Source organism: Polaromonas sp. CG_9.5 (assembly GCF_035984465.1).
Lineage (GTDB): Bacteria > Pseudomonadota > Gammaproteobacteria > Burkholderiales > Burkholderiaceae_C > Polaromonas.
This window is the reverse complement of the sequence record NZ_JAXCHR010000002.1, coordinates 199,242-212,369: the sequence shown is the minus strand read 5'-3', so window position 1 is coordinate 212,369 and position 13,128 is coordinate 199,242. Positions and strand designations below refer to the sequence as shown.

General features: G+C 56.6%; 20 protein-coding genes. 17 read left to right on the top strand and 3 right to left on the bottom strand.

The annotated features are described in order from the left end of the window. Positions 1-83 precede the first annotated feature (83 nt). From fusA to RCH06_RS02480, 14 genes are all read left to right on the top strand, one after another. Entirely contained in the window at positions 84-2,186 is a 2,103-nt protein-coding gene (gene fusA / locus RCH06_RS02545) for an elongation factor G (protein ID WP_327079856.1), read from the top strand. A gap of 149 nt (positions 2,187-2,335) precedes the next feature. Then, positions 2,336-3,526: an elongation factor Tu gene (tuf, locus tag RCH06_RS02540; RefSeq protein WP_327079855.1), complete on the top strand. Its 1,191-nt coding sequence runs from the start codon at positions 2,336-2,338 to the stop codon at positions 3,524-3,526. A gap of 25 nt (positions 3,527-3,551) precedes the next feature. Beyond that, positions 3,552-3,866 (top strand): 30S ribosomal protein S10, encoded by a 315-nt coding sequence (gene rpsJ / locus RCH06_RS02535; protein ID WP_007838118.1) that lies wholly within the window; start codon positions 3,552-3,554, stop codon positions 3,864-3,866. 232 nt (positions 3,867-4,098) lie between these two features. Continuing rightward, the gene (rplC, locus tag RCH06_RS02530) at positions 4,099-4,782 is read left to right on the top strand and encodes a 50S ribosomal protein L3 (protein WP_327079854.1); all 684 of its coding nucleotides are present in this window, start codon (positions 4,099-4,101) and stop codon (positions 4,780-4,782) included. Further along, positions 4,782-5,402 carry a 50S ribosomal protein L4 gene (gene rplD / locus RCH06_RS02525; protein WP_011799638.1) on the top strand — a complete coding sequence of 207 codons (621 nt, stop codon included), beginning with the start codon at positions 4,782-4,784 and terminating at the stop codon, positions 5,400-5,402. Before rplC ends, rplD begins: the two co-directional genes overlap by 1 nt. Continuing rightward, complete coding sequence (gene rplW, locus RCH06_RS02520; protein ID WP_327079853.1) at positions 5,399-5,725, top strand: 50S ribosomal protein L23; 327 nt, start codon at positions 5,399-5,401, stop codon at positions 5,723-5,725. Before rplD ends, rplW begins: the two co-directional genes overlap by 4 nt. Next, positions 5,725-6,549, top strand: coding sequence for a 50S ribosomal protein L2 (gene rplB, locus RCH06_RS02515; protein ID WP_327079852.1), 825 nt, complete (start codon positions 5,725-5,727; stop codon positions 6,547-6,549). The genes rplW and rplB overlap by 1 nt, the downstream gene beginning before the upstream one ends. Before the next feature lie 9 nt (positions 6,550-6,558). Further along, on the top strand, positions 6,559-6,837 hold the full coding sequence (rpsS, locus tag RCH06_RS02510) for a 30S ribosomal protein S19 (RefSeq protein ID WP_007866503.1): 279 nt from the start codon (positions 6,559-6,561) through the stop codon (positions 6,835-6,837). Positions 6,838-6,847: 10 nt separating this feature from the next. Next, complete coding sequence (gene rplV, locus RCH06_RS02505; RefSeq protein WP_011799641.1) at positions 6,848-7,177, top strand: 50S ribosomal protein L22; 330 nt, start codon at positions 6,848-6,850, stop codon at positions 7,175-7,177. 8 nt (positions 7,178-7,185) lie between these two features. Next, on the top strand, positions 7,186-8,097 hold the full coding sequence (gene rpsC / locus RCH06_RS02500) for a 30S ribosomal protein S3 (protein WP_327079851.1): 912 nt from the start codon (positions 7,186-7,188) through the stop codon (positions 8,095-8,097). 24 nt (positions 8,098-8,121) lie between these two features. Then, positions 8,122-8,538 carry a 50S ribosomal protein L16 gene (gene rplP / locus RCH06_RS02495; protein WP_293465404.1) on the top strand — a complete coding sequence of 139 codons (417 nt, stop codon included), beginning with the start codon at positions 8,122-8,124 and terminating at the stop codon, positions 8,536-8,538. A 16-nt stretch (positions 8,539-8,554) separates the two neighbouring features. Next, positions 8,555-8,758, top strand: coding sequence for a 50S ribosomal protein L29 (gene rpmC, locus RCH06_RS02490; RefSeq protein ID WP_327079850.1), 204 nt, complete (start codon positions 8,555-8,557; stop codon positions 8,756-8,758). Beyond that, positions 8,758-9,027: a 30S ribosomal protein S17 gene (gene rpsQ / locus RCH06_RS02485; RefSeq protein WP_327079849.1), complete on the top strand. Its 270-nt coding sequence runs from the start codon at positions 8,758-8,760 to the stop codon at positions 9,025-9,027. Before rpmC ends, rpsQ begins: the two co-directional genes overlap by 1 nt. 191 nt (positions 9,028-9,218) lie before the next feature. Beyond that, positions 9,219-9,725, top strand: a complete 507-nt coding sequence (locus RCH06_RS02480) for a peroxiredoxin (protein WP_327079848.1) — start codon at positions 9,219-9,221, stop codon at positions 9,723-9,725. A gap of 137 nt (positions 9,726-9,862) precedes the next feature. On the opposite strand, the gene RCH06_RS02475 is transcribed toward RCH06_RS02480, so the two are convergent. Continuing rightward, positions 9,863-10,351 carry a GNAT family N-acetyltransferase gene (locus RCH06_RS02475; RefSeq protein ID WP_327079847.1) on the bottom strand — a complete coding sequence of 163 codons (489 nt, stop codon included), beginning with the start codon at positions 10,349-10,351 and terminating at the stop codon, positions 9,863-9,865. Between the two features lie 58 nt (positions 10,352-10,409). Further along, positions 10,410-11,096, bottom strand: coding sequence for a cytochrome b/b6 domain-containing protein (locus tag RCH06_RS02470; protein ID WP_327079846.1), 687 nt, complete (start codon positions 11,094-11,096; stop codon positions 10,410-10,412). 173 nt (positions 11,097-11,269) lie between these two features. Between RCH06_RS02470 and RCH06_RS02465 the strand changes: the two genes are divergently transcribed. Continuing rightward, positions 11,270-11,725, top strand: coding sequence for a c-type cytochrome (locus tag RCH06_RS02465; RefSeq protein ID WP_327079845.1), 456 nt, complete (start codon positions 11,270-11,272; stop codon positions 11,723-11,725). 247 nt (positions 11,726-11,972) lie between these two features. On the opposite strand, the gene RCH06_RS02460 is transcribed toward RCH06_RS02465, so the two are convergent. Further along, on the bottom strand, positions 11,973-12,488 hold the full coding sequence (locus RCH06_RS02460) for a TlpA family protein disulfide reductase (RefSeq protein ID WP_327079844.1): 516 nt from the start codon (positions 12,486-12,488) through the stop codon (positions 11,973-11,975). Between the two features lie 15 nt (positions 12,489-12,503). On the opposite strand from RCH06_RS02460, the gene RCH06_RS02455 reads away from it, so the two are divergent. Further along, positions 12,504-12,767, top strand: a complete 264-nt coding sequence (locus RCH06_RS02455) for a DUF4197 family protein (RefSeq protein ID WP_327079843.1) — start codon at positions 12,504-12,506, stop codon at positions 12,765-12,767. Then, positions 12,739-12,990: a DUF4197 family protein gene (locus RCH06_RS02450; RefSeq protein ID WP_327079922.1), complete on the top strand. Its 252-nt coding sequence runs from the start codon at positions 12,739-12,741 to the stop codon at positions 12,988-12,990. The genes RCH06_RS02455 and RCH06_RS02450 overlap by 29 nt, the downstream gene beginning before the upstream one ends. Positions 12,991-13,128 lie beyond the last annotated feature (138 nt).

Below are 13,128 nucleotides of genomic sequence, written 5' to 3'. Positions count from 1 at the left end.
GCCCGGCCGGCAGACGCGTAGAAAAACAAGAGAAATATCTTGGCAACGAGTCTTTGTTCGCAACACCGAACTGAAAGTTATTTATGTCCCGCGCTACCCCCATTAAAAACTACCGCAACATTGGTATTTCCGCGCACATCGACGCCGGCAAGACCACCACCACCGAGCGAATTCTTTTTTACACCGGCGTGAGCCACAAGATTGGTGAAGTCCATGATGGCGCGGCCACCATGGACTGGATGGAGCAGGAGCAAGAGCGTGGCATCACGATCACTTCGGCTGCAACCACCTGCTTCTGGAAAGGCATGGACGCATCCTTCCCAGAACACCGAATCAACATCATCGACACCCCGGGTCACGTTGACTTCACGATTGAAGTTGAGCGCTCGATGCGTGTGCTGGACGGTGCCTGCATGGTTTATTGCGCTGTCGGCGGTGTTCAGCCCCAGTCCGAAACCGTCTGGCGCCAGGCCAACAAGTACAAAGTGCCACGCCTGGCTTTCGTCAACAAGATGGACCGCACGGGTGCGAACTTCTTCAAAGTTGTCGAAGGCATGAAGCTGCGCCTGAAAGCCAACCCTGTGCCCATGGTGATCCCTATCGGCGCGGAAGAAAACTTCACCGGCGTCGTAGACCTGATCATGATGAAAGCCATCATCTGGGACGAAGCTTCGCAAGGCATGAAGTTTGAATACAAAGAAATTCCAGCCGAGCTGCTGGAGTTGGCCAAGGAATGGCGCGAAAAGATGGTCGAGGCTGCTGCCGAAGCCAACGAAGAACTCATGAACAAGTACCTTGAAGAAGGTGACTTGTCCCAGGAAGAGATCAAGTTCGGCATCCGTACGCGCACCATTGCCAGCGAAATCCAGCCGATGTACTGCGGTTCTGCCTTCAAGAACAAGGGCGTGCAGCGCATGCTGGACGCGGTGATTGACTTTATGCCTTCACCCATTGACATCCCGCCCGTCAAAGGCACCGATGACGATGAAGCGCCTGTCACCCGCAAGGCTGATGATTCAGAGAAATTCTCGGCGCTGGCTTTCAAGCTGATGACCGACCCGTTCGTCGGTCAGTTGACCTTTGTCCGTGTCTATTCCGGCGTGCTGAAAAAGGGCGACACCGTTTACAACCCCATCAAGGGAAAGAAAGAGCGCATTGGCCGTATTGTGCAAATGCACGCCAACGAACGTCAGGAAGTCAGTGAAATCGTTGCCGGCGACATCGCCGCTTGCGTGGGCCTGAAAGACGTGACCACCGGCGAGACGCTGTGCGATCCGGATGCCATCATCATGCTTGAACGCATGGTCTTTCCTGAGCCGGTGATTGCCCAGGCCGTCGAGCCAAAAACCAAGGTCGACCAGGAAAAAATGGGTATTGCCTTGCAGCGTCTGGCCGCAGAAGATCCATCGTTTCGCGTCAAGACCGACGAAGAGTCGGGCCAGACCATCATCGCCGGCATGGGCGAGTTGCATTTGGAAATCATCGTTGACCGCATGAAGCGCGAATTCGGCGTTGAAGCTAACGTCGGCAAACCGCAAGTGGCTTACCGCGAAACCATTCGCAAGACCATCGAAGATGCCGAAGGCAAGTTCGTGCGTCAGTCCGGCGGTAAGGGTCAATACGGCCACGTGGTGCTGAAGATTGAGCCGAATGAACCCGGCAAGGGCATTGAATTCATCGACGCCATCAAGGGCGGCGTGGTGCCGCGCGAGTACATTCCTGCAGTGGAAAAGGGCATCAACGAAGCGGTGACCTCGGGCGTGTTGGCCGGTTATCCGGTGGTGGACGTCAAGGTCACGCTGCATTTTGGTTCTTACCATGATGTGGACTCGAACGAACTCGCGTTCAAGATGGCCGCCATTTTTGGCTTCAAGGAAGGCTGCCGCAAGGCCAGCCCGGTCATTCTTGAGCCGATGATGGCCGTCGAGGTCGAGACGCCTGAAGACTACGCCGGCAACGTGATGGGCGATCTGGCCTCACGCCGCGGCATGGTGCAAGGCATGGAAGACATGCTCGGTGGCGGAAAGGTCATCAAGGCAGAAGTGCCGCTCTCCGAAATGTTTGGCTACTCGACCACGCTGCGCTCTGCAACGCAAGGCCGTGCGACCTACTCGATGGAGTTCAAGCACTACACCGAAGCACCTCGCAATGTGTCCGAAGCCATCATGGCTGCGCGCGCCAAGTAAGTCCAAGCAGACGCCTGCGCTAAAAAGCGCTGGCGTCAAATTTTCTTGTCTGCGACTGTGTGCCCCCCGCTGCCCGTGGCGATGGAACCAGCAACACAGTGCAGACGTTAAACCGTACACGGGCAAGTTCTTTATATTTGGAGTTGGAAATGGCAAAAGAGAAATTTTCGCGGACCAAGCCGCACGTCAACGTCGGCACGATCGGCCACGTCGACCATGGCAAGACCACGCTGACGGCAGCAATTGCGACCGTGCTGGCAGCCAAGTTCGGCGGCGAAGCCAAGGCCTACGATCAAATTGACGCGGCGCCCGAAGAAAAAGCGCGCGGCATCACCATCAACACCGCCCACGTCGAGTACGAGACGGCTGCGCGCCACTATGCGCACGTCGACTGCCCGGGCCACGCCGACTATGTGAAGAACATGATCACCGGTGCGGCCCAGATGGACGGCGCCATTTTGGTCTGCTCGGCTGCCGACGGCCCGATGCCCCAGACTAGAGAGCACATCTTGCTGGCCCGCCAGGTCGGCGTGCCTTACATCATCGTGTTTCTGAACAAGTGCGATATGGTCGATGATGCCGAGCTGCTCGAACTCGTCGAGATGGAAGTGCGCGAGCTGCTCGACAAGTACGATTTCCCGGGTGACGACACCCCGATCATCCACGGCTCTGCCAAGCTCGCCCTCGAAGGCGACAAGGGCCCGCTGGGCGAAGAAGCCATCATGAAGCTGGCCGATGCCCTCGACAACTACATTCCCCTGCCAGAGCGCGCTATTGACGGCGCTTTCCTGATGCCCGTGGAAGACGTGTTCTCGATCTCCGGCCGTGGCACCGTCGTGACCGGTCGTATCGAGCGCGGTATTGTCAAGGTCGGCGAAGAAATCGAGATCGTCGGTATTGCTGACACGCAAAAGACCATCTGCACCGGCGTGGAAATGTTCCGCAAGCTGCTCGATCAGGGCCAGGCTGGCGACAACGTCGGCATCTTGCTGCGCGGCACCAAGCGTGAAGACGTCCAGCGCGGCCAAGTGCTGTGCAAGCCCGGCACCATCAAGCCACACACGCACTTCACCGGCGAGATCTACGTTTTGTCCAAGGATGAGGGCGGACGCCACACCCCTTTCTTCAACAACTACCGTCCCCAGTTCTACTTCCGCACGACGGACGTGACCGGTGCGATTGAGTTGCCAGAAGGCAAGGAAATGGTCATGCCAGGCGACAACGTGTCGATCACCGTCAAGCTGATCAACCCGATCGCCATGGAAGAAGGCCTGCGCTTCGCCATTCGCGAAGGTGGCCGTACCGTGGGCGCTGGCGTTGTGGCCAAGATCCTCGCGTAATTCTTCATAAACCCAAGGAATTACCATGGCCACCAAGCAAAAAATCCGTATCCGTCTCAAAGCGTTTGACTACAAACTGATTGACCAGTCAGCCGCCGAGATTGTCGACACCGCCAAGCGCACCGGCGCGATTGTCAAGGGCCCCGTGCCATTGCCAACCCGCATGAAGCGTTTCGACATCCTGCGTTCGCCCCACGTCAACAAAACGAGCCGCGACCAGCTGGAAATCCGTACGCACCAGCGTCTGATGGACATCGTTGACCCAACGGACAAGACCGTTGATGCGTTGATGAAGCTCGATCTGCCTGCTGGCGTGGACGTGGAAATCAAGCTGCAGTAAGTTAAAAATAAGACGATCGGCAGGGGGGTGAAAACCCCGCACCAGACCGTTTTAATTTCTTCTATTTAGCGCAGATTTGCCATTTATGGCAGTCTGCGCTATACTTTTGGGCTGTCCTGAAATTGGCATGAGAAATCATATGAAGTTCGGGCAGTTTTATTAACAGTCTTTCACATCAAAACGCTTGCTACCAATTGAAGTGGCAACGGTGGAAGTTACGAAAGAACACATCATGAGTCTGAGCAACTCCCTCGGGTTGCTGGGCCGCAAGGTTGGCATGATGCGTCTGTTCACTGATGATGGGGACACAGTTCCTGTCACGGTGGTGGACGTATCCAACAACCGCGTGACCCAGGTTAAAACCGAAGCAAATGACGGCTACGATGCCCTCCAAGTGGCATTCGGTTCGCGCAAAGCATCGCGCGTGACCAAGCCGGCCGCCGGCCACCTTGCGAAAGCAGGCGTTGAAGCGGGTGAAATCCTGAAAGAATTCCGCGTGACGGCTGACGTCGCAGGAAAATACGCTGCCGGTACAGTTGTACCTGCTGCCGATATTTTTGCTGTGGGCCAACTGGTGGACGTGCAGGGTACTTCCATTGGTAAAGGCTTTGCCGGCACCATCAAGCGTCACAACATGAAGTCGCAGCGCGCGTCGCACGGTAACAGCCGTTCGCACAACGTTCCCGGCTCCATCGGTATGGCGCAGGATCCCGGTCGCGTGTTTCCTGGTAAACGCATGACGGGCCACATGGGTGACTGCACCATCACCACACAAAACCTCGATATCGTGCGCATTGACGAAGCTAGGCAACTGCTGATGATTCGTGGCGCTGTGCCTGGTTCCAAAGGCGGTTTTGTCACGGTTCGTGCCGCGATCAAAGTCAAGCCCACAAATGCTGCTAAAGGAGCGAACTGATGCAGGTCGAACTCCTGAATGACCAGGGTCTGTCATCGTCCAAAGTGGACGTGTCCGATACCGTATTTGGTCGCGAATACAACGAAAGCCTGATTCATCAGGTGATCGTGGCCTTCCAGGCCAACGCCCGCCAGGGTACCCGTGCCCAGAAGGACCGTGAGCAAGTCCGTCACTCGACCAAGAAACCTTTTAAACAAAAAGGTACCGGTCGCGCACGTGCAGGTATGACTTCTTCCCCGCTGTGGCGCGGCGGCGGTCGTATTTTCCCGAACATGCCTGATGAAAACTTCACGCACAAGATCAACAAGAAAATGTATCGCGCCGGTATGGCTTCGATCTTTTCCCAGCTGGCGCGCGAAGGCCGCCTGGCTGTGGTTGATTCGCTGACCGTGGACTCACCCAAGACCAAAGTCCTGGCTGACAAGTTCAAGGCTATGAATCTCAATTCGGTGCTGGTGATTGCTGATCAGGTCGACGAAAACCTGTACTTGGCATCGCGCAACCTGGTCAATATCCTGGTTGTTGAGCCCCGCTATGCCGACCCGCTGTCGCTGGTGCACTACAAAAAGGTGCTCGTGACCAAGGCCGCCATGGACCAACTCAAGGAGATGTTTGCATGAGTGCCGTGAACGCCCAAACCAAATACAACGAAGGCCGCCTGATGCAGGTTTTGGTCGCTCCCATCGTGTCTGAAAAAGCTACGATGATTGCGGAAAAATCCAATTCGGTCACCTTCAAGGTCTTGCAGGACGCTACCAAATATGAAATCAAGGCCGCTGTGGAATTGATGTTCAAGGTAGATGTCAAGGCTGTGGCCGTACTGAACATCAAAGGCAAGACCAAGCGCTTTGGCAAGTCTGTAGGCCGCCGGGACAACCTGCGCAAAGCCTATGTGACGTTGCAAGCCGGTCAAGAGCTGAACCTCGGTGGGGAGTCTGCGTAATGGCTGTCATTAAAATGAAACCCACCTCGCCGGGTATGCGCGGCATGGTGAAGATTTCCCGGGATCACCTGCACAAGGGTGAGCCTTACGCGCCGTTGCTCGAACCTCAGTTCCAGCACGCCGGTCGTAACAACAACGGGCACATCACGGTTCGCCATAAGGGCGGTGGTCATAAGCACCATTACCGCGTGGTTGACTTCAAGCGCAACAAGGATGCCATTCCGGCCAAGGTCGAGCGTATTGAGTACGACCCTAACCGCACGGCCCATATTGCCCTGATCTGCTACGCCGACGGCGAGCGCGCTTATATCATTGCTCCTCGTGGCCTTGAAGTCGGCGCCACCATCTTGAGCGGTTCGGAAGCACCGATTCGCGTCGGAAACACGCTGCCGATCCGCAACATTCCCGTGGGCTCCACGATCCACTGCATCGAGATGCAAATCGGCAAGGGTGCGCAAATCGCCCGCTCCGCCGGTACATCCGCGACGCTGCTGGCCCGTGAAGGTACCTACGCTCAGGTGCGTATGCGCTCCGGTGAAGTTCGCAAGATTCACATCGAATGCCGTGCCACCCTCGGTGAAGTTGCCAACGAAGAACACAGCCTGCGCCGTCTCGGCAAAGCTGGTGTGAAGCGTTGGATGGGTATTCGCCCAACCGTTCGCGGTGTGGTCATGAACCCGGTCGATCACCCACACGGTGGCGGCGAAGGCAAGACCGGCGAAGGTCGCCATCCTGTCGATCCATGGGGTAACCTGACCAAGGGCTACCGCACCCGCAACAACAAGCGCACGCAAGTGATGATTGTTTCGCGTCGCAAGAAGTAAGGGCAGGAAATGACACGTTCACTCAAAAAAGGTCCATTTGTCGACCACCATTTGGTAGCAAAGGCTGATAAAGCCGTTACCAACAAAGACAAAAAGCCGATCAAGACCTGGTCGCGCCGCTCCATGATCCTGCCCGAGTTCATCGGCCTGACCATCGCCGTCCACAACGGCAAGCAGCACGTCCCCGTCTACATCACCGATCAAATGGTTGGCCACAAGCTGGGCGAGTTCGCACTCACCCGGACTTTCAAAGGTCACCCGGCTGACAAAAAAGTTGTGAGAAAGTAAGGAATAGACCATGGAAACACGTGCAACCCTCCGGGGCGTTCGTCTGTCGGTCGACAAAGGCCGTCTGGTCGCTGACCTGATCCGCGGCAAGAAAGTGGATCAAGCGCTCAACATCCTGAATTTCACGCAGAAAAAAGCTGCTGGAATCATCAAGAAGGTGGTTGAGTCCGCCATCGCCAACGCTGAACACAACGATGGTGCCGATATCGACGAGTTGAGGGTGAAAACCATCTATGTCGAGCAAGGTGCCACACTCAAGCGTTTTTCTGCGCGTGCAAAAGGCCGCGGCAACAGCATCAGCAAGCCTACGTGCCATGTGTACGTGGTCGTTGGTAACTAAGGGCAGACATGGGACAAAAAATCAACCCAACCGGTTTTCGGCTGTCAATCAGCCGCAACTGGGCCAGCCGCTGGTACGCCAATAACCGTGACTTCGCCGGTATGCTGGCCGAAGACATCAAGGTGCGTGAGTACCTGAAGAAGAAGCTCAAGAATGCTGCGGTTTCGCGCGTTCTGATCGAGCGTCCTGCCAAGAATGCCCGCATCACGATTTTCTCGGCGCGTCCGGGCGTCGTGATCGGCAAAAAAGGCGAAGACATCGAAGCGCTGAAAAAAGAACTGAGCCGCCAGCTGGGCGTGCCGGTCGCCGTGAACATCGAAGAAGTTCGCAAGCCTGAAATTGATGCCAAGCTGATCGCTGACAGCATCACCCAGCAGCTTGAAAAACGCATCATGTTCCGCCGTGCCATGAAGCGCGCCATGCAAAACGCCATGCGTCTGGGTGCCCTGGGCATCAAGATCATGTCGTCTGGCCGCTTGAACGGTATCGAAATCGCTCGTTGTGAGTGGTATCGCGAAGGTCGCGTGCCACTTCACACCCTGCGCGCCGATATCGACTACGGCACGTCCGAAGCACAGACTACCTACGGCATCATTGGTGTCAAGGTTTGGGTCTACAAGGGTGATACCTTGGGACGCAGCGGTACCGACGGAACCGGCGCTCGCATGGTGGAAGTTGCCGACGAAGAGCGCAAGCCCCGTGGCCCGCGTCGTGATGCACGTCCAGGCGATCGTCCTGATCGTGGTGCGCCTCGCGGTGCTCCACGCGCACCGCGCGCTGCTCTGGGTGGCAACGCCGCACCGGCTGACGGCAGCGACAAACCCGCCGAGGCGTCTGGCGCCGAAGCCCCGAACAACACCGTTAAGCGCGTCCGCAAAGCCGCGCCAGCTGCAGCAGCTGACGGTGCCAAGACCGAGTAATCGGTCTAATAACGGAGAATACACATGCTGCAACCCGCTCGCAGAAAATACCGCAAAGAGCAAAAAGGCCGTAACACCGGTATCGCAACCCGGGGTAACTCGGTTGCGTTCGGTGACTTCGGTCTGAAGTGCACTGACCGTGGTCGCCTGACCGCTCGCCAACTTGAAGCCGCACGCCGTGCGATTTCCCGTCACGTCAAACGTGGTGGCCGTATCTGGATCCGCGTCTTTCCGGACAAGCCGATTTCCCAAAAGCCTGCTGAAGTGCGTATGGGTAACGGTAAAGGTAATCCAGAGTACTACGTGGCTGAAATCCAGCCCGGCAAGATCGTTTTCGAAATTGTCGGCGTGTCTGAAGAACTGGCTCGCGAAGCATTCCGCCTGGCATCTGCCAAGCTGCCGCTGCGCACCACGTTCGTCAGCCGCATGATCGGCCAGTAATCAGGAGAATGAAGAAATGAATACGACTGAACTGCGCCAAAAAGACGTTGACGGCCTGAAGAACGAAGTCAAAGCGCTGCAAAAAGCCCACTTTGGCCTGCGTATGCAAAAAGCCACTCAGCAACTGACCAACACCGCTACGCTGCGCTCCACGCGTCGTGGTATCGCTCGCGCCAAGACTATCCTGGCCGAAACCATCGTCAAGCAAGGAGCCAAATAATGACGGAACCTAAAAAATCCCTCAAGCGCACCTTGGTTGGCAAGGTGGTCAGCGACAAGCGTGCCAAAACCGTCACGGTTTTGGTCGAACGCCGCGTCAAGCACGAGCTGTACGGCAAGATTGTGTCTTTGTCCAGCAAGTACCATGCCCATGACGAAAAGGGTGAGTACAAGATGGGTGACATGATTGAGATCACCGAAAGCCGTCCTATCTCCAAGACCAAGAACTGGGTTGTGACCCGTTTGGTACAAAAGGCTGCGATTGTTTAAGTCCACAAGACTTTGACGCCTCACCTTCAAAAAAGGCTCACTTTGTGAGCCTTTTTTGTTGCTGCTTGCTGTTTATGTTCAGGCGAACGGCCTAAAAAGACCGTGCCTGCCGCATGACTCTTTCAATGCGCCAAAATGCGGCCCGCAGCGTGATTTTTCGTTGCTCTCAAACTATCAAACCCGGAGTACACATGATCAAAGTAGGCGATACCCTTCCCGCAGTCAAACTGATGGAATATGTCGAAGTTGAAGGTAACGGCTGCAGCATGGGCCCTAATGCGGTCGATGTAGCCCAAGCCAGCGCGGGTAAAACCATTGGCCTGTTTGCCGTGCCCGGCGCTTTTACGCCCACCTGCTCAGCCCAGCATGTCCCCGGTTATGTCGAGAAGTTCGCCGAGCTGAAAGCCGCTGGCGTCGATGAAATCTGGTGCCTGAGCGTGAACGATGCCTTTGTGATGGGTGCCTGGGCACGTGATCAAAAAACCGACGGCAAGGTACGCATGCTGGCCGACGGCGACGCGGCCTTCGCACAAGCCACCGGCCTGACGCTCGACCTGAACGGCAAAGGCTTGGGCCTGCGCAGCAACCGTTACTCGATGCTGGTGAAAGACGGCAAGGTCGTCAGCCTGAATATTGAAGGCCCCGGCAAGTTTGAAGTCAGCGATGCCAATACGCTGCTGGAACAAACCAAGGCTTGACAAGCCCCTGCTTGTTGCCAAGCCGCCACTCGTAAGCGTAGCGGCTTTTTTTTGGACAATTCGCTATTAAATACATAGCTTGAAGCGCTGGTCGTGATTGCGCTACGGCTACTTATTGCTGAAAAACCCAGATCGCGCTAAAGATCAGCTTTCAGATAGTGCGCGCCGGGAATGGGGTTGTGATAGTAGGGCGGAATTTCTCTGAAACCCAATTCCACATACAAAGCCCGTGCCGACTCCATGTCGTCCAGCGTATCCAGCAACACACAGTGGTAGCCCGCAACGCGCGCCGCATCGAGTGTGGCTTCCGCCAACTGCCGGCCCAGCCCAAAGCGTCGGAATGCCTTGCGTACATAGAGCCGCTTCATTTCGGCGGCATTGGGGTAGTCCACTTTATCCAGCGCCCGCAAGCCGCAGCAACCGGCCACTTCGCCATCGACCAGAGCCAGCAGCAATGTGCCCGTGGGCGAGCCGTATTCGCCCGGCAAATCGGTCAGTTCAGCCTCGAAGTTCTGGAAGCACAGGTCAATGCCCAACTGCTCGGCATACTCGTTAAAAATCTGGCGTATGGCCTCCAGATGCGCAGGCGAGTCGGGGGTGATGAGCTGGATGGTGGGGCGGGACACGGCGTGGATGGTAAAAATCAACGGCCAGTTTAACGTCAAATGCCCACTGGTCAGCGTTTCAGAACCCTGCGGACTCCAGTGTCGACACCCAATAAGCCACCGCCGTGCACAGCAGGAATATCAGCAGCGCCGCCATCCGGGACACGGTGTCATCACGTGAAGGGGGCGCTGGCAGCACCAGTTCCTTGTCGCCATGCAGCATCGCGCTGACCAGATTGTGCTTGCGCCGCAGGTAAAAAATGATGGCGGCGATGTGCAGCACCACCAGCGCCAGCAGCAGCCATTTTCCGATATTGGCGTGGTAGTTGGTGGCCAGGCTGACCGTGGCGTTCGAGAAAAAACGGGTCAGCGGCCCGGCAAAGGCGATTTCATCGTCACTGACCAGCCCACTGGCGACCTGCAGCAGCAAAACGCCGAGCATGGCAAACACCGACCCGGCACCGACGGGACTGTGGCCCACACTGTGTGCAGGCTTGCCTTTGCCCTTGAGGTAGTTGATGACACTTTGCGGCGAATAGATAAAAGCGCCAAAGCGCGACCACCGCCCGCCCACAACGCCCCAAATCAGGCGGGACAGCAGCAATGCCAGCACCGCATACGCAATGCGGAAGTGCCACACCATGAGGTTGCCGCCCAGCATTCCGGTGACGCCCAGACCCAGGACGCCCACAACCAGCAGCCAGTGGAAAATTCGCGTCGGCAAGTCCCAGACGCGTACCCGTATCAGGTTTTTGTTGGTGTACATACGGAGCCTTGTTGTTGTTTTGGAGGGCGGAAGAACTGAAAAGCAGGGCACTTCAGCGCCGCAGCGTTGGTGCTTTCCCGTAGCGTTTAAGTTCCTGGGGAACCCAGCGGCACTCGCTAAACTCCAGCCTGTCATGCCCGTCAATTTTGACTTATAAAAACGCAAGGAACTTCATGAAAACTTTTGCCTGTATGGCGGCTGCGGCCACGCTGCTTGCCTTTGTCGCCCCCGCCTCGGCGCAGTTTGCCAAACCTGAAGACGCTGTCAAATACCGCCAAAGCGCGTTGTCCGTGATGGGCACGCATTTTGGCCGGCTCGGCGCAATGGCCAATGGCAAAGTGCCGTTTGATGCCAAAGTGGCAGCCGAGAATGCCGAACTGGTCGCGGTAATGGCCAAACTGCCATGGGCCGGTTTTGGTCCCGGCACCGACAAGGATCCCCGCAGCAAGGCCATGTCTGAAGTCTGGACGGAACAAGCCAAGTTCAAGGGTGCCAGCGACAAGCTGATTGCCGAGTCCACCAAACTGGCAGCGGCCAGCAAAACCGGCAACCTTGATGCGCTGAAAACTTCGTTTGCGGCAACGGCAGAAACCTGCAAAGCTTGCCATGACGCTTTTCGCAACAAGTGATGTAGTCTCGGCGGTCGTTCGCTTCGCGTAACTTTCTGCCGCCACAAGGGAGCCACTGCGCCTGCGGTCTGGCGAAGCCAGTCCCGTGTTTCCTGCTTGAATGGGGCAAAAGCCGACACCTTCGCGGTTATGCGCAGTGCGTAACGCATTGGCTGGCCTGTCTGGGCTTCAAAAGGCCATAAAAAAGGCTGGCTCCTGCAAAGGAGCCAGCCTTTTTTACGCATGCATGACTGCGGTGTTTACCGCTTCAGGTTTCGGCCAGCAGCTTTTCTATCAACTGGTGCAGCGCCGCAAAATCAGGTTCGCCGACGAACTGCTTGACGATCTGGCCGCGCTTGTTGACCAGGAAAGTAGTCGGCGTGAGTTGCACGTCGCCCCAGGCCTTGGCATTGACGCCGGTGTTGTCGATCGCGACCTTGAAGGGCAATTGGCGCGTTTGGGCGTAATTGACGACATAGCTGGGTGGGTCGTAGCTCATGGCGACGGCCAGCGTGTCGTACCCTTGCGCCTGATACTTGTTGTAGGTCGAGATGATCTTTGGCATTTCGGCCACGCAGGTCACGCAACTGGTGGCCCAGAAGTTGACCAGGGTGACTTTGCCTTTCAGGTCTGCCGTAGTGGTTTTGCTGCCGTTGAGCAGTACAAAAGTCGACTCGGGTGCGGTCTGCGCGCCGCTGCAGCCGGACAGGAATGCGGCGCCTCCGAGCACCAGTGCGCCCGCCAGCGCCATGCGGCATACGGCTACAGGGGAAATTTTTTTCATCAAGAAGACCTCATCATGCAACGTCGAAATTTTAACCAGGCGGGTAGCAGCGCGCTGGGTCTGCTGATTTTTGCCATCTGTCACCAAGCCCATGCGGTGTCGCCGGGCAATCTGAGCCCTGCCAACGCCAGCAACGGCTTGAAAACTGCACTCAAGAAAGGCGTTTTGGAAACTGCTGCGCTGCTGGGCAAAACAGATGGATTCCCCGGCACTCCGAAAGTTCGCATTCCTTTGCCCGGCTATCTGAAAGATCGCCGCGAAACTGCTGAAAAACTTTGAACAGGGCCAGCGCATTGACGAGCTGGCGACGGCCATCAACCGCGCCGCCGAAGCCGCCGTACCGATGGCCAAGGATTTGCGGGTTAGCGCCGTGCGCTCAATGAACGCCAACGATGCCAAAAATAGCCTGACGAGCAGTGACACCTCGGTAACGGCCTTTTTTACCGACAAGACCCGGTCGGCATCGGCAGCGCGATTCTGCAAAAGGTATTCGGGGCGCTGAAATAAGGCGCTTGGGCCTGAAATTTGATCAAACAGGCCTGTTGTGCATGTCTGGCGTGCGTGAACAGCTATTAAAACTATAGCTATTGAAAGCCTTTTGGCCAGTGCCTCCAGTTCGATGAACGCAATAAATGGACTG